Origin of the sequence: Micromonospora sp. D93, assembly GCF_018070365.1 — a bacterium.
Taxonomy (GTDB): Bacteria; Actinomycetota; Actinomycetes; order Mycobacteriales; family Micromonosporaceae; genus Micromonospora; species Micromonospora ureilytica.
Genome location: NZ_JAGPXW010000018.1, coordinates 100,143 through 123,942, shown reverse-complemented (window position 1 = coordinate 123,942; position 23,800 = coordinate 100,143). Strand labels below are relative to the sequence as shown.

21 protein-coding genes are annotated in these 23,800 nt (G+C 70.8%); 5 read left to right on the top strand and 16 right to left on the bottom strand.

From position 1 onward, the window contains the following. Window positions 1-208: 208 nt before the first annotated feature. Window positions 209-607, top strand: a complete 399-nt coding sequence (locus KBX71_RS20630; RefSeq protein ID WP_210819639.1) for a hypothetical protein — start codon at window positions 209-211, stop codon at window positions 605-607. Between the two features lie 10 nt (window positions 608-617). Here the strand turns inward: KBX71_RS20630 and KBX71_RS20625 are convergent, their stop codons facing one another. The 5 genes from KBX71_RS20625 to KBX71_RS20605 form a co-directional block, all read right to left on the bottom strand. After that, window positions 618-1,544, bottom strand: coding sequence for a lysophospholipid acyltransferase family protein (locus KBX71_RS20625; RefSeq protein WP_210819638.1), 927 nt, complete (start codon window positions 1,542-1,544; stop codon window positions 618-620). 13 nt (window positions 1,545-1,557) lie between these two features. After that, the gene (locus KBX71_RS20620) at window positions 1,558-3,135 is read right to left on the bottom strand and encodes a lactate racemase domain-containing protein (RefSeq protein ID WP_210819637.1); all 1,578 of its coding nucleotides are present in this window, start codon (window positions 3,133-3,135) and stop codon (window positions 1,558-1,560) included. A gap of 50 nt (window positions 3,136-3,185) precedes the next feature. Then, a complete protein-coding gene (locus KBX71_RS20615; RefSeq protein WP_210819636.1) occupies window positions 3,186-4,442 on the bottom strand; it encodes a zinc-binding dehydrogenase in 1,257 nt (418 codons plus the stop codon). Then, window positions 4,439-6,763 carry an HAD-IB family hydrolase gene (locus KBX71_RS20610; protein WP_210819635.1) on the bottom strand — a complete coding sequence of 775 codons (2,325 nt, stop codon included), beginning with the start codon at window positions 6,761-6,763 and terminating at the stop codon, window positions 4,439-4,441. The genes KBX71_RS20615 and KBX71_RS20610 overlap by 4 nt, the downstream gene beginning before the upstream one ends. Window positions 6,764-6,830: 67 nt before the next feature. Beyond that, window positions 6,831-7,601: an ATP-binding protein gene (locus KBX71_RS20605; RefSeq protein ID WP_196925850.1), complete on the bottom strand. Its 771-nt coding sequence runs from the start codon at window positions 7,599-7,601 to the stop codon at window positions 6,831-6,833. Window positions 7,602-7,743: 142 nt separating this feature from the next. Here KBX71_RS20605 and larB point away from each other — a divergent pair, with 142 nt between their 5' ends. Genes larB through KBX71_RS20590 form a run of 3 tightly spaced genes read left to right on the top strand, consistent with a single transcriptional unit; the run spans window position 7,744 to window position 10,986 of the window. Then, the gene (gene larB / locus KBX71_RS20600; RefSeq protein ID WP_210819634.1) at window positions 7,744-8,400 is read left to right on the top strand and encodes a nickel pincer cofactor biosynthesis protein LarB; all 657 of its coding nucleotides are present in this window, start codon (window positions 7,744-7,746) and stop codon (window positions 8,398-8,400) included. Continuing rightward, the gene (gene larC / locus KBX71_RS20595) at window positions 8,393-9,694 is read left to right on the top strand and encodes a nickel pincer cofactor biosynthesis protein LarC (protein ID WP_210819633.1); all 1,302 of its coding nucleotides are present in this window, start codon (window positions 8,393-8,395) and stop codon (window positions 9,692-9,694) included. Before larB ends, larC begins: the two co-directional genes overlap by 8 nt. Then, window positions 9,691-10,986 (top strand): glycosyltransferase, encoded by a 1,296-nt coding sequence (locus KBX71_RS20590; RefSeq protein WP_210819632.1) that lies wholly within the window; start codon window positions 9,691-9,693, stop codon window positions 10,984-10,986. Before larC ends, KBX71_RS20590 begins: the two co-directional genes overlap by 4 nt. A 4-nt stretch (window positions 10,987-10,990) precedes the next feature. Here KBX71_RS20590 and KBX71_RS20585 read toward each other — a convergent pair whose 3' ends face one another. The 7 genes from KBX71_RS20585 to KBX71_RS34620 all read right to left on the bottom strand — a co-directional run bounded on the left by KBX71_RS20585 (window position 10,991) and on the right by KBX71_RS34620 (window position 18,385). Then, entirely contained in the window at window positions 10,991-12,343 is a 1,353-nt protein-coding gene (locus KBX71_RS20585; RefSeq protein WP_210819631.1) for a cation:proton antiporter, read from the bottom strand. Further along, window positions 12,340-13,683 carry a PLP-dependent aminotransferase family protein gene (locus KBX71_RS20580; protein WP_210819630.1) on the bottom strand — a complete coding sequence of 448 codons (1,344 nt, stop codon included), beginning with the start codon at window positions 13,681-13,683 and terminating at the stop codon, window positions 12,340-12,342. Before KBX71_RS20580 ends, KBX71_RS20585 begins: the two co-directional genes overlap by 4 nt. Then, on the bottom strand, window positions 13,671-14,852 hold the full coding sequence (locus tag KBX71_RS20575) for an alpha-hydroxy acid oxidase (RefSeq protein ID WP_374102619.1): 1,182 nt from the start codon (window positions 14,850-14,852) through the stop codon (window positions 13,671-13,673). Before KBX71_RS20575 ends, KBX71_RS20580 begins: the two co-directional genes overlap by 13 nt. After that, complete coding sequence (hppD, locus tag KBX71_RS20570) at window positions 14,849-15,934, bottom strand: 4-hydroxyphenylpyruvate dioxygenase (RefSeq protein ID WP_307847202.1); 1,086 nt, start codon at window positions 15,932-15,934, stop codon at window positions 14,849-14,851. The genes KBX71_RS20575 and hppD overlap by 4 nt, the downstream gene beginning before the upstream one ends. A gap of 38 nt (window positions 15,935-15,972) precedes the next feature. Further along, complete coding sequence (locus KBX71_RS20565) at window positions 15,973-17,328, bottom strand: NAD(P)/FAD-dependent oxidoreductase (RefSeq protein WP_124822751.1); 1,356 nt, start codon at window positions 17,326-17,328, stop codon at window positions 15,973-15,975. Between the two features lie 21 nt (window positions 17,329-17,349). After that, a complete protein-coding gene (locus KBX71_RS20560; protein ID WP_205780232.1) occupies window positions 17,350-17,628 on the bottom strand; it encodes a phosphopantetheine-binding protein in 279 nt (92 codons plus the stop codon). A gap of 202 nt (window positions 17,629-17,830) precedes the next feature. Then, complete coding sequence (locus KBX71_RS34620) at window positions 17,831-18,385, bottom strand: TetR family transcriptional regulator (protein WP_307847201.1); 555 nt, start codon at window positions 18,383-18,385, stop codon at window positions 17,831-17,833. A 233-nt stretch (window positions 18,386-18,618) separates the two neighbouring features. Here KBX71_RS34620 and KBX71_RS20550 point away from each other — a divergent pair, with 233 nt between their 5' ends. Continuing rightward, a complete protein-coding gene (locus KBX71_RS20550) occupies window positions 18,619-19,125 on the top strand; it encodes an isoprenylcysteine carboxylmethyltransferase family protein (protein ID WP_210819628.1) in 507 nt (168 codons plus the stop codon). A gap of 120 nt (window positions 19,126-19,245) precedes the next feature. Here KBX71_RS20550 and KBX71_RS20545 read toward each other — a convergent pair whose 3' ends face one another. The 4 genes from KBX71_RS20545 to KBX71_RS20530 all read right to left on the bottom strand — a co-directional run bounded on the left by KBX71_RS20545 (window position 19,246) and on the right by KBX71_RS20530 (window position 23,782). Then, a complete protein-coding gene (locus tag KBX71_RS20545; RefSeq protein ID WP_196925842.1) occupies window positions 19,246-19,449 on the bottom strand; it encodes a hypothetical protein in 204 nt (67 codons plus the stop codon). Window positions 19,450-20,219: 770 nt separating this feature from the next. Next, window positions 20,220-21,653, bottom strand: coding sequence for an MFS transporter (locus tag KBX71_RS20540; RefSeq protein ID WP_210819627.1), 1,434 nt, complete (start codon window positions 21,651-21,653; stop codon window positions 20,220-20,222). Window positions 21,654-21,662: 9 nt separating this feature from the next. Then, window positions 21,663-22,181: a flavin reductase family protein gene (locus KBX71_RS20535; RefSeq protein WP_210819626.1), complete on the bottom strand. Its 519-nt coding sequence runs from the start codon at window positions 22,179-22,181 to the stop codon at window positions 21,663-21,665. Window positions 22,182-22,213: 32 nt separating this feature from the next. After that, window positions 22,214-23,782, bottom strand: coding sequence for an AMP-binding protein (locus KBX71_RS20530; protein ID WP_210819625.1), 1,569 nt, complete (start codon window positions 23,780-23,782; stop codon window positions 22,214-22,216). Window positions 23,783-23,800: the final 18 nt, after the last annotated feature.

The window sequence follows — 23,800 nt, the reverse complement described above, 5'->3', positions numbered from 1 at the left end:
CGTCTCAGCCTTCCCGTGAGCGACTCTGTGCTAGTAATTCATTAAGCGAGGAGTGGTCGAACCATAGATGCCCGGGTTGAAGGGTGTCAACGAACCTCAGAACAGAGGCAAGATGCCGACACACGAAGCAGATGCGCACAGGAAACGTCCAACGCGGTGGGTTCGAATCGGCTCGGCGGTACTGGCCGTCCAGATGCTCGCCCTCGGCGTGCCAGCGTCCGTGGCGCCACTGTGGTTTTTCGACTGGTTCCCGTTCGGCGCGGGGTGGGTGGCCGCCGGCGGCCCGTACAACGGGCACCTGCTGTCCGATCTGGGCTACGCCTACCTGGCGTTGGCGGTGGTCCTCGGGTGGGCGGCCGTGCGGCCGGTGCGGGAGTTGTGCCTCGCCGCAGCGGCCGCAGCGGTCGTCGCGAACACGCCACACCTGCTGTTCCACCTGGCCCACGCGGAGGCGTTGCCGATCGTCGACAGCGTCGCGGAGAACGCCTTGCTGGCGTTCACCGTCGTGGTGGGGCTGGCGGTCTTCTTCGGCGCCTACCGGATCCCGGCCGGCGGTGCCGCCAGCACAGCCCGGCAAGGCGTCGATCTCCCGCGCGAGCGGGCGTAGCGCCTGCCGGTCACGACCGACTGGTCGGCCAGATCCGCCGGGCCGGCCGGCCGTCGGCTGCCGGCAGCGGACGCGTCGACTCCCACATCCGCCGCCAATCGGCGGCCTGCGGCCCGGCGGTGGAGGCGACCGCAACCGCCGGCGGGGTACGCAGCGATTGGTACCAGCCGACCTCCTCCTCCACCCACAGCCGGCCGACAGCGGCTGACATCCGCTCGTGGAACGCCCGTGCACCCTCGCCTTCGCGCGGCCACAGTGGCCGGCCGTAGCGAACCACGACGGTGCGCCGGCCAGGCATCGGCCAGTTCCGTCCGCGCGGCATGGCACCGAACGTGCCGCGCAGCGCGACCGGCACCGCCGGCACCCCGTGCGTGCAGCACAGATGGGCCGCGCCCAGCCGCATCCCGCTCATCCAGCCGTCGGCGGACCTGCTGCCCTCCGGGAAGAGCAGCAGGCTCCACCCGTCGGCGAGCAGCTTGGTGGCGCGGCTGCGCAGCCGCTGATCGCCCTGCCGCTCGATCGGGAAGGCGTTGAACACCAGCGACGTCACGACGGCGCGCCAGCGTGCGTCGAAGAAGTAGTCGGCGGCCGCGCCGACGGCCAGCCGCCGCGCGAACCGGCGGGGCACCGAGCCGAGGATCAGCGGCGTGTCCAGGTGACTCGCGTGGTTGGAGACGAAGACGGCCGGACCCTGCAACCCGTCGAGGTACTCCGTGCCGCGCACGACCGGGTGGGTCTGGGTCCAGGCCACCGACTTGAGCACCCCCCGCTGGAGGCCGAAGCGCACCGCCCTCGCCGCCCGGGTCCGGGCCCAGTCGGTCGGGAACTCGGAGCGCTCCCGGCGGATCTCGTACGGCTCGGCGGAGCGAGGCGTGGTAGCCCGGCCACGCCAGTCGCGACGGCCGCGCAGCAGCCTCACCTCGTCGATCAGGCGCACGTCGCCTCCCCGGTCATCGGACGTCCGCCAGCGTCACCGGCGGGGCGTGCAGGTAAGTGATGCTCGGGCTCGACCCGACGGTGTCACGCGCCATCTCCAGCGCGTCGGCGAGCGAGGAGGCCGCCCGGAAGCCCATCACCGCCGCCGTCTTACGGTCGGCGCCGACGAAGATCACGTCACCGAGGTGCTCCATCGCGTGGGCCCCCCAGTACCACATGTAGAACGGGTGCACGCCGTGGTAGGCGTAGCTGGTCCGGTACAGGTGGGTGTACCACGGGTCGGTGGCGAACTGCTGCTCGTACTTCGCCTCGATCGCCGCCGGGTCGGTGGTCTGCGGCAGGACCTCCTCGAAGAAGTCGATGTAGCTGGGGTGGTGCACGGGGTGGAACTCCTTCGGCATCGGGTGGTAGAAGATGCCCACCCCGCCACGCCGCACGATCGGCTGGTTGCGGTAGAGGTTGAAGAAGTAGCCCAGGCCCAGCGACATCACCAGGATCGGGTTCATGATCGAGTTGACGTTGTACGGGCAGATGAAGGGCAGACCCCAGACGCCGATGTCACTCTGGCCCTGCACCTCGGTGAGCTGCTGGCGGTGCACGTTGGCGAGGGTGAGCGGGTGGACCGAGTCCGGCCGGCCCGCGTTGACACCTGTCACCCCGTACGGCGCGTCGTTGCTCTGCCAGAGACGCCGACGCAGCTTGGGCGGCGCCAGGTCGTTGGCCCGCTTGGCGGCCAGATAGGAGAGCTGGTCGCCGATCCCCCACTCCCACTCCCGGCGGTTGAGGAAGCCGACGTGACTGGGGAAGGAGTCCAGGTTCAGCGTGGTCTCGATCGTGAAGACCTTGACAGCCTCGCCCAGCACCTCGGCCATCCGGTCGTACGAGTGGTGCATGGCCGAATTCGGCGGGTCGTTGAAGGAGCGCGAGTGGCGCAGCGTGTGGACGTTGTGGTGGTGGCGCAGGCTCCGGTAGGAGCCGAGCCCCACGGTGACCGACTTGCTGCCGCCGCTCATCGCGGTGAGGTTGATGTTGACGTACACGATCAGGTCGCTCTCGGCGGCCCGCCGGTTGATCTCCACGTCCTCGCCGTGCGCGGTGGTGCCCAGGTGGACCAGGCCGTCCGGGTCCTCGGCATCGTGGTTACGCAGGTGCTTGGGGAAGAACGCCCGGAAGACCCGCTCCCCGACGATCCGCTTCAGCTCGGCCGGCGTCATCCGGCGGTGCAGCGAGTTCGCCGCGATCAGCTCGACGTCGTCCACGCCGGCCTCGGCGGCGAGCTCCAGCACGTGCTCGATCACCCGCTGCCGGATGTCCGGCGGGCGCATCTGCGGCAACGGGAGCGACAGGTCGTCGAAGACGATCGTCAGTCGCATCCCGGAGCGCAGCAGGTCGGGCAGCGGCGGGGAATCCACCGGCTGCATCAGCGCGCGTTGGATGGCGGCGTCGACGTTGGCGACGGGCGGCAGCGAGTCCGGCGGGTACACCACCCGCGTGCCGAGCGGGAACCGCTCGAGGAGAAAACCCTCCCCCTGGTGTACGAGCAGCGGCGGCGTACGCTCATCGACCTCGAGCACGAAGCCAGGTCTGCTCATGAAATGTCCTCTCGTCGTTCCGGCTCGTGCTTGTGCGTCGGATTGCTGGATCAGTTCCGGCTGGGGTCGAAGGCGACCTTGACGGCGCCCAACTGCCCAGCCTTGGCGGCGTGACCGAGCGCCTCCCGCCAGCGCGACAGCGGGTAGATCGCGTCGACGTAGCCGTCCAGAGGAGCCTCGGTGGCCAGCGCCATGGCCTCGGCGAACGCGCCGCCAGCGGGCTCGGCGGTCCCCTGCTCATCGGTGTCGGGCCCGGCGGCCGGGCTCGTCGCGCTGCCGCTGGAGGCGTACGACCCGACGAGGTTCAACTCCCGAAACCACACGGGTGTCAGGTCCACGCCGCCGGAGGGCATCCCGGACAGCAGCACCGTGCCGCCGGCGCGGACCAGCCGCAGCGCCATGTCCAGACCGGACCCGGCGCCTGTGCACTCGAACGCCACATCGGCACCGCCGAGCAGGAAATCACCGCCGATCATGGGCTGCTCCAGCGTGCCGCCGCAGGCGCGGCGCACCGCACGGGCCGCGCGGGACGGCTGGAACACCTCCGTCGCCCCGAGCTCGCGGGCCCGGGCGTGCTGGTGTGCGTGCTTGGCGACCACGTAGATGGGGCCGGCCTTGGTCAGGGCCCGCAACGCCAGCAGGGTCAGCAGGCCCACCGTGCCGGCGCCGACGATCAACACGGCCGCGCCCGCCGGCACGTTCGCCCGGCGGACCGAGTGCACCGCGCAGGCCAGCGGCTCGACGAGCACCGCCCGACGGTCGTCCAGCGTGTCCGGCACCTGGTGCAACTGGGCGGCGTGGGCGACCATCTGCCGACCCCAGCCGCCGCCGGTGTCGGTGCAGTAGCCGGTCTGCAGGCCGGCGGAGACGCGACCGGCGGTCACCCGGTCGCACCGACTGTGCTGCCCCGCGACGCACCAGCGGCAGGGCGTCCCGCCACGCACCGCGCACGACAGCACCGGGTCGACCACCACGCGGCTGCCCTTGGCCAGGCCGGGCAGGTCGTCCAGGGTCTCCGCGACCACCTCGTGCCCCGGCACGAACGGCATCGACACGACAGCGCCGAAGTATGGCGACGAGCGGCCCGTCAACAGGCTGACGTCCGAACCACAGATGCCGGACAGCAACGGCCGCAGCCGAACCCACTCGCCGGCTGGCAGGCTGGGCTCGGCGCGGTGCACCAGGCGAAGCGGCGCCACGTTGCTGGCCAGCACGCCGGACATCCGCCCGCCGAGCCGGGTGGAGCTGGCGCCACGGGCGGCGAGGAAACGCGGGGTGGACTGGCGGTATTCCAGGGCCGGCATCATCGGGCCGCTCCCCGCGCGCCGGGGCCGGCAGCCGACGTGGTCAGCTCCACCATCGTCTCGACCGGACCGACCGTGTGACCACCCCACTCCTCGATGCGCCAGTTGTGACGCTTGGCGTGCCGGAACAGCTTGGGATCGGGGTTGACGGCCACCGGATTGCCCACCCCCTCAAGAAGTGATCGGTCGGAGAAGCTGTCGCCGTACGCGTACGAGCTGCTCAGGTCGGCGCCGATGTCCTCGGCGTGTTGGCGGAGCCAGGCCAGTCGGGCCTCGCCCACAAGTGGTGGAGCGGCAAGGAAGCCGGTCAGCACGCCGTCACGCACGTGTAGCCGGCTCGCGACCACGTCGTCGAACAGCGGCCGCAGCGATTCGATGAGGATGTCCGCGGTGCCGGTGATCAGGATGGTGCGGTGACCGGCCGCACGATGCGCGCGAACCTGCCGGATCGCCTCCGGCAGCGACCGCCGCAGCAGCGCGTCACCCAGCCGGTCCCTGATCAGTTCACGCAGGGCATCCTCCGAGGCGCCGGCGTACCGCCGCATGAAGGTCCGGATGAACTCGCCGCGACTGCGCTGCTCGGCGCGCAGGTAGCGCGGCGCGGCGCCGGCGAGCGCGGCGAGCTCCCTGGCCCAGGCGCCCTTCGGCCGGTCGGCCAGTCGGGCCCACAGGAAAGCCTCGATGAGGTTGGACGCCACCACGGTGCCCTCCAGGTCGAAGACCGCCACGGTGTCGCGGCCCTCCGGCAGCGGCCCGCGCCTGTTGGAGCGGGGACGCCGGGTGACCGACTGCCTCAGCAGCGCGGTGATGCTCGGGCAGTGCACCTCCTGTAGGTAGTGCGGCCAGTCCACCTCGGCGGCGTCGAAGCTGCCCCGGCTGACCACCTCATCGGGCAACCGGCGGTGCAGCGCCAGCACGTTGCCGTCGGTGTAGATGGCCTCCACCTCGGTGTAGACGCCGTAGAGGGTGGACAGCCGGCGCAGCGACTCGATCCGCTTGGTCTCCTTGTGCACCTTCGTCATCCAGTCCCGCGTGCGCGGCGAGGCCGGTAGCCGCAGCAGCGCCCGTTCGGCGAACGAGACGGCGCGCTCGCCGGCGCGCAGTCTCCGCTCGATCTGGCTGGCACCGGGGAACCGCCAGGTCGGCACCGCGATGTGGCCCCGACCGGCCTCGGGCAGCGGATGACGGCGGAAGTAGTTGCGGATGTTCTCGTCCAGTTGGCGTTGGGTGAGCGGATTCCGCGCGCCGGTGCCGACGTGGTAGTAGACCGGTGTGCCGGGTTCCGGCTCGACGGCCGCGACCGCGAGGAGAGCGTTGGTGACCAGGTCGATGGGGACGATGTCCACCACCGCGTCGGGCAGGCCCGGGAAGTCCGGCAGCGTGCCGCGCCCGTACGACAGGATGATCGGATCCACCATCTTGAAGGAGTCGAACCAGCCGGGGAACGGATGACGCAGGGCGCTCTGCACGATCGCCGGGCGCACGACGGAGACGCGCAGCCCTTCGTCGCGGGCGTACTGTTCGGCGACCCGCTCCCCCAGCGCCTTGGTGAACGTGTAGACATCCGGCCAGCCGACGCTGTGCGCCCGCAGTCTGCCGTAGTCGACCAGCCGCTCGGTCACCCGTCGGCGCCGCGCCTCCTCCGCGGCCCGCGCCGTCGCCTGCGGGCCGGCCTTGCCGTGCTCGGCGCGCGCCTCGGCCAACAGCGTGCGCAGTGCCTCCGGGCGGCGGGAGGCGCGCTCCACCTCGGCGCGGGCGGCCAGCGCGGCGGTGAGCTCGGCGTTCCAGTCGACGTCATGGTCCAGTGGCGCCTCCGCCACGACGCCCTTGCGGGCGCCGGCGACGTAGGCCGTGGAGACGTGCAGCACGTGCGGACGCCGTGGCAGCGCGACGATCGCGTCGTAGAGGTTGACCAGACCGCCGACGTTGACCTGGAACGCGTCGTCGATCGGCGGGTCGAAGGACACCGTGGACGCACAGTGGATGACAGTGGTCAGGTCCTCGGGCAGCGCCGGCACGGCGTCGGTGAGGTCGCCCTCGATGACCGTGACGCGCTCGGCCAGCAGCTCCGCGAGCGCCGGCCCGCCAATTCGGCGGCGCAGCGTGCGGAACACCGGCTTGCGCGTCAACCCGGCGACACGGTCGGCGCCCGACGTCGCGCCCCGACCGCGCACCAGCACCGTCACCCGGGTGTTGGGGTGGTCGGCGAGCAGCCGCTCCAGCGATGCCTGCCCCAGGAACCCGGTCACCCCGGTGAGGAGCACGTGCGCACCGTCGAGAGACCAGTTCGGCGTGACGGGTTGGTCGCCCGGGTTGTAATTCACCAGCTGAGGATAGCGTCAATCGAGCGTCGCGTCAGCCCACCGATGCGCGAAAAAACCGCGCCGTCGCTCAGCGCCAGTGGTCCGGGTCGTGGAGCAGCTCGTTCATCGATCCGGAGCGGAACGCCTCGACGGTGATCGGCTCGTCGGGGAACCCGGCCGCGCGGATGGCCGCCACGAGTCGTTGATCGCCGCGGGCACGCTCCACGGCGGGCGCATCGACCTCGAGGCGCACGCCGTCGCCCAGGTCACGGACCCGCAGGTCGACCACCCCGTGCGGGTCCAGCAGGCGGCGCGCGGCCGACTCGGCCAACTCCACCCGGGCCAGCCGGGCCGGCGAGATGGCCACGCCGTACGCGATGCGGCTGGCCAGGCACGCGGCGGCCGGCTTGGCGGCCGTGTCCAGCCCCCAGAGCCGGGCCACCGCGCGCACCGTCGGCTTGTCCATCGCCAGGTCGGCCAGCGGTGTACGGGCGGCACGCTCGGCGGCGGCCGCGATCCCGGGTCGGAAGCCGGCCACCACGTCCGAGGCGTTCGTGCCGGTCACCACGGTCTGGAAGCCGAGCCGGTCGGCCAGCTCGCGCACCGCGTCGATGAGCGTGCTCTTGCAGAAGTAGCACCGGCGCGGGCCGTTCTCGCGGTAGCCCTCGACCTCCATCTCGCGGGTGCCGAGCACGTGGTGCGCCACGCCGAGCCCGGCGCAGAAGTCGCGGGCCGCAGCCACCTCAGCGGCGGGAACCGCGGCCGAGACCGCCGTCACCGCCGCGACATCGGCCGGGTCCAGAGCCCGCACCGCCGCCGCGAGGGCGACGCTGGAGTCCACGCCACCGGAGAATGCCACGAGCGTTCTGCCGTATCGTGTGAATTCCGCGACGAGCTGATCCGCCGCCCCGCAGGCCCAATCATCAGGTCTCACAGTTCGACAGTACTGGAAGGAGCGTGAGGTGTCCGCACCGGAATTCATCGACCTAGGATTCGCACGGATGGACGTGGACCGTCTGTCGCGCACCGGCGACCCCGAGGTGGTTTACGGCGCGGGCAAAACCCCCGAGCAGGTGACCGGCGCGATGCGCGCGCTGCGCGTCGCCCACCCCGACACGCCGATCCTCGCCACCCGGCTCAGCGACGAGGCCATGGCCCGCTGCGCCGACGAGTTCGGCGTCGATGTGGTGGACCCCGTGTGCCGGGTCGCGGTGGTCGGCCCCGCCCGGACGCCAGTGGGCACTGTCGCCATCGCCTGCGGCGGCACGAGTGACCTACCGGTAGCCCGCGAGTGCGCGGCCACCGTGGCCGTCTTCGGCGCCAGGCCGGACCTCGTGGTGGACGTGGGTGTGGCCGGCCTGCACCGACTACTGGCCGAGCGTGACCGCATCGCCCGCGCCGACGTGGTCGTGGCGATCGCCGGGATGGAGGCCGCACTGCCGTCCGTCCTCGGCGGACTGATCGGCAGCCCGCTGATCGCGGTGCCCACCAGCGTCGGCTACGGCTGGCACCTGGACGGTCTGACCGCGTGGCTGGCCACACTGAACTCGTGTGCGCCGGGCGTGTTGACAGTCAATGTGGACAACGGCTTCGGCGCCGGCGTCGCCGCCGCCCGGATCGCCCGCCGCATGTCCAGCTGCGCGGCCGCGAATGACTGAGCCGCTCACGACGGCCGAGGCGGCGGAGGCGGGCGCGGCGACCGGACCGGGCGCCGCCCTGTGGGTCGACCCCAGCAACGGCGCCGCCGGCGACATGTTGCTTGCCGCGCTGCTCGACGCGGGCGCGAGCCTGGCCGCCGTGCGGCAGGGCGTGGCGCGACTCGCGGTCGAGCCGGTCGCACTGGAGCTGGAAGCCGTACGCCGGCACGGCCTGCGCGCTGCTCGGCTGATCGTCACCGCACCCGACTCCGGCACCCACCGCGACCTGGCGGCGGTGACCGCGATCATCGCCCGCGCCGCCCTCCCGCCGGCGGTGCACGCGTTCGCGGTTTCCGCCTTCAACACGCTGGCGCGGGCCGAGGCGCGAGTCCACGGCGTACCGCTGGCGGACATTCACTTCCATGAGGTCGGTGCTCTCGACGCGGTGGTCGACCTGGTCGGTTGCGCCCTCGCGCTGGCCGATCTGGGCCTGCTCGACGCGCCCGCCCGGGTGGTCGGTCCGGTCGCGGTGGGCTCCGGCACGGTCCGCACCGGGCACGGCCCGATGCCGGTGCCCGTGCCCGCCGTCCTGGAGATCCTCAGCGGCGCCGGCGCCCCGATCGCCGCCCATCCGGCCGCGATGGAGCTGTGCACGCCGTCGGGCGCGGCCCTGCTCGCCACCATCGCCACCAGCTGGGGGCCCCCACCGGCGTTGGTGCCCCATTCGGTCGGCGTCGGCGCCGGCACCAAGGACCCGCCCGGCCATCCCAACATCCTGCGGGTGCTCGTGGGCACGTCCGCCGACCGCGACGCCGGCGGCACACCATGGCTGGGCGAGCCGCTGCATCGGGTCGACACCACCATCGACGATGTGGACCCGCGGGTCTGGCCAGACCTGCTGGAGCAGTTGCGGGCGGTCGGCGCGGCGGACGCCTGGTGCACTCCCGTCCTGATGCGAAAGGGTCGACCGGGGCAACTGCTCAGCGTGCTGACCGCGCCGGCGCAGCTCGACCTGGTCTGCCGGCTGGTGTTCACCTACACCGGCACGCTCGGCGTTCGGGTGTCCACCGTGCAGCGTCGCCGGCTGCGCCGCGACCAGATCGCCATGCCGTACGGCGACGCGGCCGTGCGGGTCAAGCGCGGTTACCTGGGTGACCGTCTGGTCAGCGTGCAGCCGGAGTACGACGACGCCCTGGCCGTCGCCCAGCGCGCGGACGTGCCGGTCGCCAGGGTGCTGGACGAGGTACGGGCGGTCGCCCGCGGCGCCGGCCCCCCGCCGGAGGCCGGGCCGCTCTCGGAGGTGACGACCGGATGATCTGCCTCATGCCGCACTGCGGCTTCCTGTCCGCCACCTCACGGATGTTGGAGATCTACCGCGCGCTACGCCAGCGGGGAGTGGCCGCCAGAATCGCCACGCACGGCGGCACCTACGAGCACGTTCTCCGCGACGTCGGCGTGCCGTACGACATCGTCGGCCCGCGGATGACGCCGGAGAGGTGCGCCAGGTTCATCCGCGACGAGATCGGCATGGGGTACGTCGGGCAGAGCATGTACACCGATCGGGAGATGCGCGAGTACGTCGCCGCGGAGACCGAGTACTTCCGCCGGCACGACATCCGTACGGTGGTCACCGGTTTCACCCTGACCACCCTGCTGTCCACCAGGCTGGCCGGCGCCGCGCTGGTCACCGAGCACGCCGGCAGCTGGGTGCCGCCGGTGTTCGAACGCGGACTGCTGCCGGCCCCGAGCCAAGCCCACTTCGGCCTGCTGCCGGCGCGCCTGCTGCGCCGGCTGTCGAACGCCCTGCCACCCCGGGTCGGCTTCTACTGCGGTGGGTTCAACCGACTGGCCGCCGAGCTTGGCGTTCCGCCCGTGCCCAGCCTCGCCTCGCTGGTCCTCGGCGACCTGGCCCTCATACCGGAGGTGCCGGAGGTGCTGGGCGTGCCCGCCACGGAGGTGGCCGACTGGCGGCCGAACGGCCGGTCCGGCTACCGCGCGGGGACGCGGCTGCGCTGCGTCGGGCCGCTCTACGCCCGGCTGGACCTGCCTCTGCCGGACCGGGTCGCCCGTTTCCTCGCCGAACCCGGCCCGGTCGTCTACGTGGCGGTCAACTCGACGGAGGTCGGATTCGTGCGGCGGGTGGTGACGACCATCGCCGCGTTGCCGGTGCGCGTGCTGGTCGCCGGCACCCATCACGACCTGCACGACATGGCCGGCGACAGGGTCATGGTGGGCGGCGTGCTGCCCAGCCATCTGATCATGCCGGCGGTGGACCTGGCGGTCACCGCCGGCGGGCAGGGCAGCGTGCAGACCGCGATGGCCGGTGGCACTCCGGTGCTCGGCTTTCCGCTCCAACCGGAGCAGGATCTGAACCTCGCGCTGCTGGAGCGCATCGGCGCGGCGCGCCTGCTGGCGCCGAGGCACGTGGGCGCGCGGCTGGCGCCGCTCGTCGCGGAGATGCTGGCCGACCAGTCCTACCGCGAGGCGGCCCAGCGGGTCCAGCGCTGGTACGCGGCCACCGACGGGCCCGCGAACGCGGCCGAGGCCATCCTCGCGGTGCACGACGCCGACGGGGCCGACAAAATCGGCCCGGCCGGCGTCGGATGACCGGCTACGCCGCTGGCGGGGCGCCGGTCTCCGCCGGCCGTACGACCGGCCCGGTCGACCACTGTTCCTCGTGGTCGGCTTTCCGAAGGAGTTCGTCGGCGCTGTGCGCCACCCGGGACATGGCCATGCGCAGCAGTGGCGGCGCCATCATCGACGTGACGATCGCGACGAGCGCGATGATCGTGAAGGTGGCGATGTCCAGGACGCCGAGCCGCAACCCCACCATCGCGACGACGATCTCGACCACGCCGCGGGCGTTCATGCCGGCGCCGACGGCCACGGACTCCCAGTGGCCGAGCCGACTGGATCGCGCGCCGAGGTAGGCGCCGGTGAACTTGCCGAGGATCGCCGCCGCGAGCACCACGACGGCCGCCAGCGCGACGTCGGTGTCGAGCAGCACGCCGAGGTCCATCCGCAGGCCGGCGGAGGCCAGGAAGATCGGTGCCAGCACGGTGAGCACGATGGTCCGCAACGGGGCCAGCACCGCCCGTCGCTCCCGGACCGCCTGCCCGATGAGGATGCCGGCGGTGAACGCGCCGAACACCGCCTCCATGTGCATCGACTGGGTGATCGCCGCGCCGACGAGAACGATCACCACGGCCGTGACGATTGTGGGTCCCGTCTCGGCGGACCGGCCGGCCAGCCGTATGGCGCCGCGCACCAGCGGCCGGCCGACGAAGATGGCGGCGACCACGAACGCCACCAGCAGCAGCAGCGACAGCGCGACCTGGCCGACGCGCACGCCGACGGTCGCCATGGCCGACACGATCGACAGCAGGAACCAGCCCACGGCGTCGTCGACCATGCCGGAGGTCATGATCAGCTGGCCGACGTCGCGGTGGATGAGCTTCATGTCCGCAAGCGTCTTGGCGATCACGGGGATCGCCGTCACGCACATGGCGACGGCGAGGAACAGCGCGAACACCGGGCGTTCGGTGGTGTCCGGCACCAGGACGGCCGGGGCCAGGTAACCGATCAGGATCCCGAAGCCGATCGGGATGAGCAGACCGCCGACGCTGATCCGGAGGGCCGACGTGCCGCGTCGGCGGATGGTCCGGGTGTCCAGCTCGATGCCGGCCACCCCCACCAGCAGCAGCACGCCGACCTGGGCGACGGCGTCCAGCAGGTGCATCTGCGCCGCGTCGGCGGGAAACAGCCAGTCATGGATCGCCGGAGCGGCGTGGCCGAGCAGCGACGGCCCGAGCAGCACGCCGGCCATCAGCTCACCGACGATCGGGGGCAACCCGAACCGCGCCGCCAACCGGCCCAGGCTCAGGCCCAGCAGGAGCAGGGCCGCGAGCTGGACGAGCAGGATCGCTACCTGCCCGCCAGCCAACGGCATGACGGGAGCGCTCATACCGGCCTCATCTCCCTGACCAGGGCCGCCAACCGATCGAGCCCCTGCTCGATCTGCGGGGGCTGCAGCAGACTGACCGACAGTCGGAGCTGGTGACGCCCGCCCTCGTCGGCGTAGAAGTGATGCATCGGCGTCCACAACACACCGAAGTCGCGGGCGGAGCGCTCCAGCAGCGCGTCGTCGACCACGAACGGCACCGTCACCACGACGAAGAAGCCGCCGGCCGGCGTGTTCCAGGACACCCGGTCACCCTCCGGGCCGGTCTTCGGGAAACGCGCGGCCAGGCCGTCCAGCACGTGCCGCAGATTGCGCCGGTACGCCCCGGCCTCGCGCTCGTTGGCGCGCACCAGACTGCACCCGTGCTCCAGCAACTTGCCGGCGATGACCGCCTGCGCCAGCGGTGAGGTGTTGACGGTCACCATACTCTTGATCTTGGATAGCTCGTCCGCCAGCAGGCCGATGCCCGCAGGCCCGGCCACCGGCTGGTCGGCGACCACATAGCCCACCCGGGCGCCGGGCATCCCGGTCTTGGCGAACGAGCCGAGATAGACGACGCGACACTCGTCGTCCATGGCCTTCAGGGTGGCCGGGCGGTCGCCGCCCGCGTGGAACAGCCCGTACGGGTTGTCCTCCAGGATCAGCAGGTCGTGCTCGGAGGCCGCGCGCAACAGCGCCAACCGGGTGTCCCGGTCCAGGCTCGCCCCGGCCGGGTTGGCGAAGTCGGGCACCAGGTACAGCGCGCGGGGACGCTGCCCCGCCGCCCGGGCGGAGCGCACCACCCGGGCGAGATCGACCAGGTCGATGCCCAGCGAGCCGTCCCGCACCGGCAGCGTGGTCATGTCGACGAGCGACGCGGCGCCGCGAATCCCCACGTAGTTGGGCGAGACCGCCAGCAGCACGTCGCGGGGGTCGCTCCGCAACGCCCGCAACACGAGGAACATCGCCTCCTGCGCGCCGACGGTCACCACGATGGCCTCCGGGTCGACGTCGATCCCTTCGTCGACCGACAGGTTGGTGGCCACCAGGTGGTGCACGATGCCCTTCGTCCGCCCGTACTGCAACAGGGTGCGATTGACCTGCACCTCGCTCAACCCCTGCTCGTCGCGCAGGTGGTCGCAGTAGCGGCGCAGATACCGGTGCACCGCCTCCACCTCGAAGAACTCCTCGTACGGCCGACCGGCCGCGAACGACACCGCGTCCGGGAAGCGGCCGGCGATCTCGTTGAGGAAGGTCATCGAGTCGAGCACCGGGTCGGCCAGCGAATCGTGCAGGTCGGCGAGCGCGATCGGCGAGCGAGCGCCGACAGTGGTCGTCCCCGACCCGCCGGTCACGGGGACCATCCAGCCGACCGCGCCGGGGTGTCACCCGACGCTCGACCCCGCATCGTCGGCACCGACCCGCCGGCGGGCACTGTGGCACCGTGGCCCAGCTCCCGCAGGTCGGCACAGCCCATCATGGCCATCGCATCCTCCAACTCGGCCCGTAGCAACGACAGCACCCGGCGGGCGCCGGCCCGGCCACCGACCGCCAGCCCCCAGAGGGCGGGCCGGCCCACCAGCACCGCGGAGGCGCCGAGGGCCAACGCCCGTGCCACGTCCACGCCGCCACGGACGCCGCTGTCCAGCAGCACCGCGCAACGGCCCTCCACGGCCGCGACCACCGGCTCCAGCGCCGCGATGCTGGGCACCGCGCCGTCGAGCTGGCGGCCACCATGGTTGGACACCACGACCGCGTCCACTCCCCGGTCCACCGCGCGCACCGCGTCGTCCGGGTGCAGAACGCCCTTCACGATGATCGGCAGACGCGTACGTCGACGCAGCCAGTCCAGGTCCTGCCAGGACAGCTTCGGGTCGAACGCGAGACCGGTGTGCACCATCAGCGCCGAACTGTTGGCACCGCTTTCGTGTGCGGGCGCGCGGACCTCCGGCGGCAGGTTGGCGGCCACGACGTCGCCCGGCAGGGTGAACCCGGACCGCATGTCCCGCAGCCGGCGGCCCATCCTCGGCACGTCGACCGTCAGCATGAGAGCTCGACAGCCAGCGTCCTCGGCACGGGTGACCAGGTCCACGATCACCCTGCGGTCGCGCAGCCAGTAGAGCTGCAACCAGACCGCCGCGCCGGTGGCGGCGATCCGCTCGACCGGCTCGCTGCTGAGCATGCTGGCCACGAACACCGCGCCCTCGTCCCGGGCGGCCTCGGCGAGTGCCACCTCGCCGTCCGGATGCAGGAGCCGCTGGTAGGCCATCGGGGCCACCCCGACGGGCAACCCCATCGGCGTGCCCAGCAGCTCCGTGCCGAGGTCGTACGTCGCCGCCCCCGCCAGCACCCGCGGGACCAGGTGGACCCGGTCGAACGCGTCCCGGTTGTCCCGCAACGTCGACTCCGTGCCGCTGCCGCCGGCGACATAGTCCCAGACCGGCTCGGCCAGCACCCGCCGCGCCGCCAGTGCCACGTCGTCGAGGCTGAGCAGGGCGGCCAGGTCGGTTCCCTGATCCGCGGTGGTGGTCACAGGACGTCGTGGGTCTGGGTCCGCTCCGCCTCGACCGCCTCGTAGAGCGCCCGGATGTTTCCGCTGCCGAAGGTTCGCGCGCCCAGCCGCTCGATGACCTCGAAGAAGAACGTCCGGCGCGGATGCGTGGACCTGGCGAAGATCTGGAACAGCTGCCCGTCGTGGTCCTCGTCGACGAGGATGTTTCGGGACTGCAGCTGGCCCACGTCGTACCGGGCGAGGTCGAGTCGCTTGCCGAGCCGGTCGTAGTAGGTGTCCGGCGTCCGCAGGAATTCCACGCCGCGATCGGTCAACGCCGAGATCGCGGACACGATGTCGGTGGAGCACAGCGCCAGGTGCTGCACGCCGGGGCCACCGTGTCCCTTGAGGAAGTCGTCGATCTGCCCGGCGGCGGCGGACGCGTCCGGCTCGATGAGCGTCAGCGTGACCAACCGGGACGGGCTCTGCACCACCTTGGAGAACATCGCCTGCTTGCCGACCAGGATGTGCTCCACGAAGGTCACGTCGAAATCCAGCACCGTGCGGTAGAAATCCACTGTCGGATCAAGCGTGCCCGACTCCAGGCAGACGGCGAGGTGGTCGACCACGCCCAGCCCCGGCGCCGGACCTGCCTCCGGCACCTGCCCGTTGGGCAGGCCGGGGGTCAGGCCGGGCAGCACCGGACCGGCCGACCCCTCGGGCGGCTGGACGAACGTGTGCGTCACGTCGCCGAAGCCGCCGACAGTGGCCGTGACGAACCCGTCGCGGGCGGCCGGTTCGACCACCGCCCGCGCGCCCCGGGACACCGCCACCTCGAACGCGGCCCTCGCGTCCGCGGTACGCAGCGCCAGGTCGGCGACGCCATCGCCGTGCTGCTGCACGTACAGGCTGGCCGGGTGCCCGTCGGTGAGCCCCTCGGTGACCACGAGAATTGTCGAACCCTGCCGCAGCGCCACCGACAGGTGGTCCTCGGCCTGACGCGAGCCGACGACGGCGAAGCCGTACTGTCCGGCGAGCTCGCGGGCCGCCCAGACGGCGTCGGTCACGTGAAACTCGACGTGGTGCACGGCCAGGTCACTGAACACACTGCTGCCCACGCTCACTGATGTCCCCCTACCGGGGCCGCACGGCCCCCTTGTGATCAGAAGATGGGAGCCGCGGTCGGAGCCGACAGCTCACCGAGATACGGATGCCAGAGATGTTCGGGGTCCTGCTCAACTGCCCGGATGACGTTCCGCATCTCGACGAGCGCCTTGGGCTCGGCCTCGTCATACATGTTGCCCTGCAACATCTTCAGCACGTCGAGGCGATACCGCGGGTCCTGGACGAACGCGGTGAACAGGATGTTGAGCCGGTAGTAGACCGAGATGAACTCGTACCAGTTGCGCACGCCGCGCCGCAGCAGCATCTCGTACGTTTTGAACCGCTCGCGCTTGAAGTCGCCCGCCTCGGCGGCGGCGATGATGTCCTGACAGGCCAGCCGGGCGCTGTTGAGGGCGATGCTGACACCGGTGGAGAAGATGGGATCCACGAAGCGGGCGGCGTCGCCGACCATGACGAAGTTGTCCCCGCAGATCTGCTTCATCGCGTAGCTGTAGTCACCCTCGGACTTGAAGGGCCGCACCTGCTCCGCGCTCCGCAGGGCCGCCTCCAGCTCTGGGCGGCTGCCCACGCACTCCCAGAAGAAGGCCTCGAGATCCTCCCGGGCCGCGTCGGCGAACCGGCGCTTCTGAGTAACCACGCCGATCGAGGTGACCGTATCGGTGATGGGGATCTGCCACACCCAGGTGTCGGTCAGTGGCAGGAAGTGGATGAAGATGAAGTCCGACTTCGACTGCTCCGCCGACAGCGCCTGCCGGTCGAAGCCGTCGAACCAGGTGTGGATCGCGTACTGGTTGAAGACCGAGTCGGCCACCTTCACCTTGAGCTGACTGCCCAGCGTGGTGTTCCGGCCACTGGCGTCGATCACCATCCGCACCGGCACCTCGCGGTTCCCGTCGGCGGACCGGGTGTGCATGACGGGGTGCTCGCCGTCGAAGTCGACGCGGTTGACCCGTACACCCTGGTGCACCTGCGCGCCCAGACTCGCCGCGTTCTCCAGCAGGATCTGGTCGAACTTGCCTCGGTCGACGTGGAAGGTGTAATCCCGGTCGACGCCGGCCTGATCCCGTTCGTTGAACATGACCTCGGCGAGCCGGAAGTCGTGGGTGAGGTTGGAGAAGCCGAGGTGGCTCACCGGCCGTGTCTCGGCCGACGTCCACGCCGCACCGAACTTGCGCGGGAAGCCGGCTGCCTCGACGGCGGCCATCGCCCCGGTCTCCAACAGCACCGGCGTGGTGGCCGGGACCAACGATTCGCCCACGTGTTCGCGGGGGAAGTGTGCGCTTTCGAAGACCACGACGGACAGCCCCGCCTTGGCCAGGTAGGCGGCGGCTGTGGACCCGCCGGGCCCGCCCCCGATGATGCCGATGTCCCACTCTGCTGGCTTGGTGTTCATGGCGCCTCCTCGGCATGCCTGTCAGGCGCGGGGCAACGACAGGATCAGGTCGGTGATGGTGTCGAGACTGCGGAAGTGCCGTCCCGTGATGTGCGAGGGCGGCACGTCGACGTCGAGCTCCGCCCGGACGAACGCGATGAGCCGAGCCGTGTTCAGCGAGTTCAGGACGCCCCACTCCAGCAGTGGCGAGTCGGGACGCAGATCGACTCCGCTGACCGCCTCGCCCTGGTCACCGAGCAGCTCGTGGCGGACGTACACCATCAGTTGGCCGAGTATCTCGTCGCGTTGGTCTGTCGGCACAAACCCCTCCCAGGTCGCCGGACACGATCTCCCCTGCGGGTCGTCATCCAGGAGGCCGAGACACCGTCGGCGCTTCCCCCTCTGATGACATCCCTACCCGATGAATTCTAGGAGCCAATGTGGGTTCGTCAAGGGGATGTCGAGGAAGGATCGACGTCGGCCACTGGCGCGACGACGGCGACGCCCGCTGAGTGCGGACGAATCAGGCCAGGACGCCGGTGAGGTAGGTCTGGATAGCCTTGCCCGTGCCCGCGGCCAGCCCGGCGGCGGTGAGCTCTGCGATCGCCGGCACGCGGTAGACGTACCGGGTGGTGGCGAGACCGATCAGGTGCGAGCCCACCATGGCGGCGCGCAGCTCAGGCTGGGAGTGGCCCAGCGCCTGGGTCAGTGGGAGGATCACCTGGTCGCCGAGGAAGTTGCGGACGGCGTCCGCCGCCATGTCGTTGGCCGTCATCGATCGCAGGATGCCGCCGAGCCGCGCCGCCGCGCTGGGCTCGTCCCAGTGGCTGAAGAACAGCTCGACGGTGCGCCGGCCGACCTGGCCGCGCGGGCCCTTCATCGCCCGCTCCACCAGATCCGGCGGCTGCAGGGCGCCACGTACCGCCGCCTCGAACAGGCCCTCCTTGGTGAGGAAGAAGTGGTGCACGAGCGCGCTGTCGACCCCCGCCTCCTGGGCGATGGTGCGCACAGTGGTGCCCTCGTAGCCCCGCTCAGCGAACTGGCCACGAGCGATCTCGAGGATGAGCTGATGGCTCACCGTCGGCCCGACGCGTCGCCCCGTCCGCCGTCGTGGAGCACCGTTCGGGGACACCTCCGCGCCCACAAGTTCACCTTTCCCAGTTCATCGCATGCCCTATTCATCGTATGGGGGCAAACGCCATAGTATCGCCTTCCTACCTGCGGAATTAGGCAGGTTCTGCGGCGCGGCAACAACAACAGTACGTAACGATGCCTTGACACGGTGCCCCGCACGAGCCGTAGCATGGCGCAGTGCTACGAACACGGGCGGTTGTCGGGAGTCTTGTCTTCTTTTGCGCCGCGCCGGGCGTGGTCGCCGGTCTCGGCCCGTGGTGGATATCCGACTGGGAGGTCGCGACACCGTTCGCCTTCTACCAGCCGGTTCGAGTCCTCGGCGTACTGATGCTGGTTGCCGCGGTGGCTTTTCTTCTCCAGTCGTTCGTGCGGTTCGTCGTGGAGGGCCTGGGCACTCCGGCCCCGGTGGCACCGACCGAGCACCTGGTGATCGGCGGGCCGTACCGATACGTCCGCAACCCGATGTACGTCGCGGTGGTGACGGCCATCCTCGGCCAGGCGCTGTTATTCGGTCAGGGCGCGCTGCTGTGGTACGCGTTGGCCATCGCCCTCATCCAGGCCGCGTTCGTGCGCTTCTACGAGGAGCCCGGCCTGCGTCGGCGGTACGGCTCGACCTACGACACCTACCGTGCCGCGGTGCCGGCGTGGATCCCCCGGCTGCGTCCGTGGCAGGGCGCCAGCTAACCGCACGCGTGACCGCACACCCGACCACCAGGCGGTCGACCGACCCGCGAAGGGACTGCCATGCCGTTCGCCCACGAGGGCTGATGGCCCCCCGCCGTCCGACGGAGGGCCGCCAGCCGTCTAGGCCACCCGTTCCCGAGTAGGCAGCTCCGCCTGCGTCACCGATGCCTGGCAACTGGCCGTCAGCACCGGCAGTCGACCCGACACCTCGGCGATCAACTCGCCACGCAACAGGTCCTCGCCGTCGGGCTCCCCCCAAATGATGAGCCGACAGTTCACCTGCTCCGCGCGCACCGACGCCGAGGCGGTCCAAATGATGGGCATACGATTCCGTGCTGCCCCCAGCAATTCAACCGTGACGAACTCTGGTGCCGTCTTGTCAGTGCCATCGCACTGCTGGAAGCCAACGTGCGCTGTAATCCCCCCACTACCCAAGTAACTTAGTTGAAACATTACGCGATACTCACGCCCACCTACGTCTGCCGGCAATAGTCCCGCCGTCAACAACAGGCCTTCGGGCTCGTAGAAGAGTATCTGGACATCCGTAGCCGCTAGAGCTGATGCTTTCATATCCCTGGTGGCCCCATCCCCCATTAGCGTACCGCCAGTTCATCGATGGATGTTATCCTGTCAGGCAGCCTCCTGTCCCCCCCCTAAATGGGTACGCCATCGCGCGGCAAGGTCCTCAGGATGCGGACCGTCGCGCCCCGAATAGGTCGGGTCGGGCATGACGTGTCGGCGCGAGGGTGTCGGACACAAATACGGGCGCGACAATCCGCTGGTGCTCGACGGCACCGGAACAACCCGGTTGACGTGGGACAACGCGATGAGCCGCCCGACCGGCAACGAATGTCGCACCACGACGCCACCGACCTCGCGGCCCAGGCATCGAGCCGGCGCCCGGGCTTCCCGCGGCGACGGCCGGCGCCCCCGTAGCGAGAGCCTGCCGCCAATCTGACACCAGCTGCCGGCGGCACCGAACCGGGTCCTACCACTCACTCATCGGACAATTCCCTCGCGGGCAACACCCCCTGTCGCGCGCGTTCGAGGCCCCGACCGTGCGGTCGGGGCCTCGAACCGAACCGGTGGACCGCTCAGGCCGCGGCGCCCGCCGGGACGCTCTCCTCCTCGTCGTCAACCGCGTGGCCGTGACCCTGCGTCCGCAGGTGTGGAATGAACAGCGCGATCACCGCGCCAGCGCCGAGTGCGATGGCGGCCACCAGGTGAGCGTTCTGCAGACCTTCGACAAACGTGGCCGTGGACTCGTAGCCGCCATGGACGCCGAGGATCGCGCCGCCGACGGACACACCCAGTACGGTGCCGGTCTGCCGGATGGCGTTGGACACACCGGAGGCGACACCCTCCAACTCGGCGGGTGCGAACCCGAAGGCCAACCGACCGATCGGGGCAAGGAAGATGCCCAGCCCGAGCCCGGTGACCACGAACGGCACGACGAGCTTCGAGTACGTCAGATCGTCGGCGACCGCACCGATCCAGCCCACGCCGATCGCCTGCATCGTCAGGCCCAGGATCACCAGCGGCTTGCCGCCGATCTTGTCGGTCAGGATGCCGGAGATCGGTGCCGCGATCATCGGCATGGCCGTCCACGGCAGCGTGCGGAGGCCGGCCTCCAGCGGCGAGTAGCCAAGAACGCTCTGGAGGTACTGGGTGCCGAGGAAGACGGCGCCGAAGACGCCGAACGGCATGAGGATCGTCGCCACCATGGTGAGGCTGAAGCCTCGGCTGCGGAACAACCGCAGCGGCACCATCGGCGTCTGCGCCCGCGACTGCCAGAAGACGAACACCAGCACGAGAAGACCGCCGACGATGAATCCGGCCAGCACGGAGGCACTGCCCCAGCCGGCGGAGTTGCCCCGCACGAGGCTGGACACGATGCCGAGCATTCCAGCGGTGATCAGGACGACGCCCAGCGGATCCAGTTTGCCGTAGCCGCCGCGGCTCTCACGGACGCGCGCCATCACCGGCAACAGCAACAGACCGATGGGCACGTTGACCCAGAAGATCCACTGCCAGGACCAGGCTTCGGTCACGGCACCGCCGATGACCGGCCCGAGGGCGATACCGAGACCCACCATCGCGCCCCACAGCCCGAACGCGTGACCGCGCTGGCGTGCCGGCACCACGCTGGCCAACAGGGTGAGGGTCAGCGGGAGGATGACAGCGGCACCCAGGCCCTGCACCGCGCGTGCCGCGATCAGGTAGTTGATGTCCTCGGCGAGGCCCGCCAGCCCGGACGCGAGGGTGAAGACCACAAGCGCGATGGTGAAGACCTTCCGCCGGCCGAATCGGTCGCCGAGCGCGGCGCCGGTCAACAGGAAGACGGCGAAGGTGAGCGTGTAGGCGTTGACGATCCATTCAAGATCTTCAAGAGTCGCACCGAGTTCGGTGCGAATGACCGGCAGCGTCGTCGTGACGACGAGGGTGTCGATCGCGACCATGAACACAGCGACCAGGGCCGCGGTCCAAGTCCAGGCGGTGCTGTGGGTCGCTGGTTGGTTCTTGTCCACTCTGTTTCCCTACTCGAGATGGAATGACTGGGAAGGATCGCTGGGGCGATGCCCGTTGCGCTCCTCTCGTCGGTATTGGGGGGGAGAGACCCGGACATATGTTCCGCGCCAATAACCCAGCGGGAATCGGTCCGGCACCGTCGCACCGCCGACGAGGCGGCCGAGCACGATGACGTGATCACCAGCGGCGATCACGTCATGTAGCGCGCATTCGGTGAAGGCGACGGTGGGTTCCAGGCGCGGCATGCCGGCGACGTCGCCGGGACGCCACGCCACGCTCGCGAACTTGTCGTCGGTGTAGCTGGCGAACAGTTCGGAAATCTCGTGGCCGTCGGCATCGAGGAAGTTGACGGCGAATCCGCCGGTCTCCCGGATGGCGTCCAAGGTTGAACTCACCTGCCGCACGCAGAACAGCAGCAGCGGTGGGTCCTTGGAGACGCTGCACACCGACGACGAGGTCAGGCCGTGCGGCCGTCCAGACGCGTCCAGTGCGGTCACCACGCTGACGCCGCTGGCCAGCGAGCCCATGATCGCCAGGAACGCACCTGGCTCTACGTTGACTAGTTCGGTGCCAGTAATGGTCCACCTCCTTCGATCGCCGCCAGCAGCGCGGCTCGATCGGTCTTTCCGTTCGGGGTGAGCGGCAGGCTCGTGGCCGCCTGAACTGAGTCGACGATCATGTAGGTCGGCAGCTGCCCCGCGCACCAGCGCTTGATCTCCAGCAGGCCGGGTCTGCGGTCGCCGGCCGGCACCACGACCGCGTGCAGCCGCGCGGCGAGCCCCGCGCCGGCGACGACCACCGCCGCCGCCGCGACGTCCGGATGGGCGGCGAGGACGGCCTCGATCTCCCCGGGCTCCACCCGGTTGCCGCGGACCTTGGCCATGTCGTCGTGGCGGCCCAGGTACTCCAGACAACCGTCGGATGCCCGCCGGCCGAGATCGCCGGTCCGGTACGGTCCGCGCTGCGGCTCTCGGCCCCAGTAGCCGAGCATGACAGTGGGCCCGTCGACCACGATCTCGCCCTCCGGGTGGTCGCCGACGCTGTCACCGCCCGCGCCGTTCGACATCGGCGGGTCCAGGTTCAGGACCGCGCCGCTCGCCGATCGGCCGATGGGCAGCGGGCGGTCGCGCCCCGCATCGGCGTCGGTCACCTCGTAGGAGGCGCACACGTTGGTCTCGGTGGGCCCGTACCAGTTCAGCAGTCGCACCGCCGGCCAGGCGGCACGGAGGTCGTGCACGTACCGGATCGGCATCACCTCGCCGGCGAAGACGCAGGCCCGCAGGGCCGGTGGCGGCGGACCCTCCAGCAACCCGCCGTCCCGGATCATCAGGGTCAGCGCGGACGGCACCGAATACCAGATGGTGATGCCCGCCTCGCGGACGAACCGCGCCAACTGCACCGGCGCGTACGCCAGTTCGGCGGGGACCAGGTGCACCGACGCGCCCGCCCGGAACGCCGCGTAGAGGTCGAACACCGACAGGTCGAAGTTGAACGGGGCGTGGTTGGCCAGCCGATCCCGCGACGACACCGCGAGCAGGTCGCCGGCCCACTCGACGAACGCTGTCGCGTTGCGGTGGCTCAGGCTGACGCCCTTCGGGGCCCCCGTCGACCCGGAGGTGTAGAGGATGTACGCGGGATCGTCCAGGTCGGGTGGGTGCACTGGCGGCGGGTCGCTGTCGGCACCCAGTCGCTCCAGCTCGTCGAGCGTCACCAACGGCGGTCCGCCAGGGACAGCGCCCTCCCTCGCGACCCGTTCCGCGCCCGGCGCGTCGGCGACGACCACTGTCGCCGCGCAGTCGGCCGCGATGCGCCACACCCGGGCGGGTGGGTTCGCGGCGGACACCGGGACGTACGGCGCGCCGAGCGACAGCGCCGCCTGCATGACGGCCACCGCGGCGGGCCGCTTGTCGGACCACAGCACCACCCGGTCGCCCACTGACACACCCGCGCGGGTCAGCCCCGCCGCCAGACGCCGGGCGGTCGCTGCCAACTCCGCGTACGTGAGCTGCTCACCCTCCGCTGTCACGGCCGGTGCGTCAGGGGTACGCCGGGCCCACGCGGCCACGTAGCCGTGGATTCCCGCTCCACCCGGCGCGTCGGACCGGTCCACGTCCCGCACGGTCGGCACCTCCTTCCTCCTCAAGGC

Coding starts and splice junctions, on each gene's coding strand:
- KBX71_RS20620 (WP_210819637.1), bottom strand. CDS start 3,135: ATGAGCAGACCTGGCTTCGTGCTCGAGGTCGATGAGCGTACGCCGCCG.
- KBX71_RS20615 (WP_210819636.1), bottom strand. CDS start 4,442: ATGATGCCGGCCCTGGAATACCGCCAGTCCACCCCGCGTTTCCTCGCC.
- larB (WP_210819634.1), top strand. CDS start 7,744: ATGGACGTGGACCGTCTGTCGCGCACCGGCGACCCCGAGGTGGTTTAC.
- larC (WP_210819633.1), top strand. CDS start 8,393: ATGACTGAGCCGCTCACGACGGCCGAGGCGGCGGAGGCGGGCGCGGCG.
- KBX71_RS20590 (WP_210819632.1), top strand. CDS start 9,691: ATGATCTGCCTCATGCCGCACTGCGGCTTCCTGTCCGCCACCTCACGG.
- KBX71_RS20585 (WP_210819631.1), bottom strand. CDS start 12,343: ATGAGCGCTCCCGTCATGCCGTTGGCTGGCGGGCAGGTAGCGATCCTG.
- KBX71_RS20580 (WP_210819630.1), bottom strand. CDS start 13,683: ATGGTCCCCGTGACCGGCGGGTCGGGGACGACCACTGTCGGCGCTCGC.
- KBX71_RS20565 (WP_124822751.1), bottom strand. CDS start 17,328: ATGAACACCAAGCCAGCAGAGTGGGACATCGGCATCATCGGGGGCGGG.
- KBX71_RS20545 (WP_196925842.1), bottom strand. CDS start 19,449: ATGCCCATCATTTGGACCGCCTCGGCGTCGGTGCGCGCGGAGCAGGTG.
- KBX71_RS20535 (WP_210819626.1), bottom strand. CDS start 22,181: ATGGGCTCGCTGGCCAGCGGCGTCAGCGTGGTGACCGCACTGGACGCG.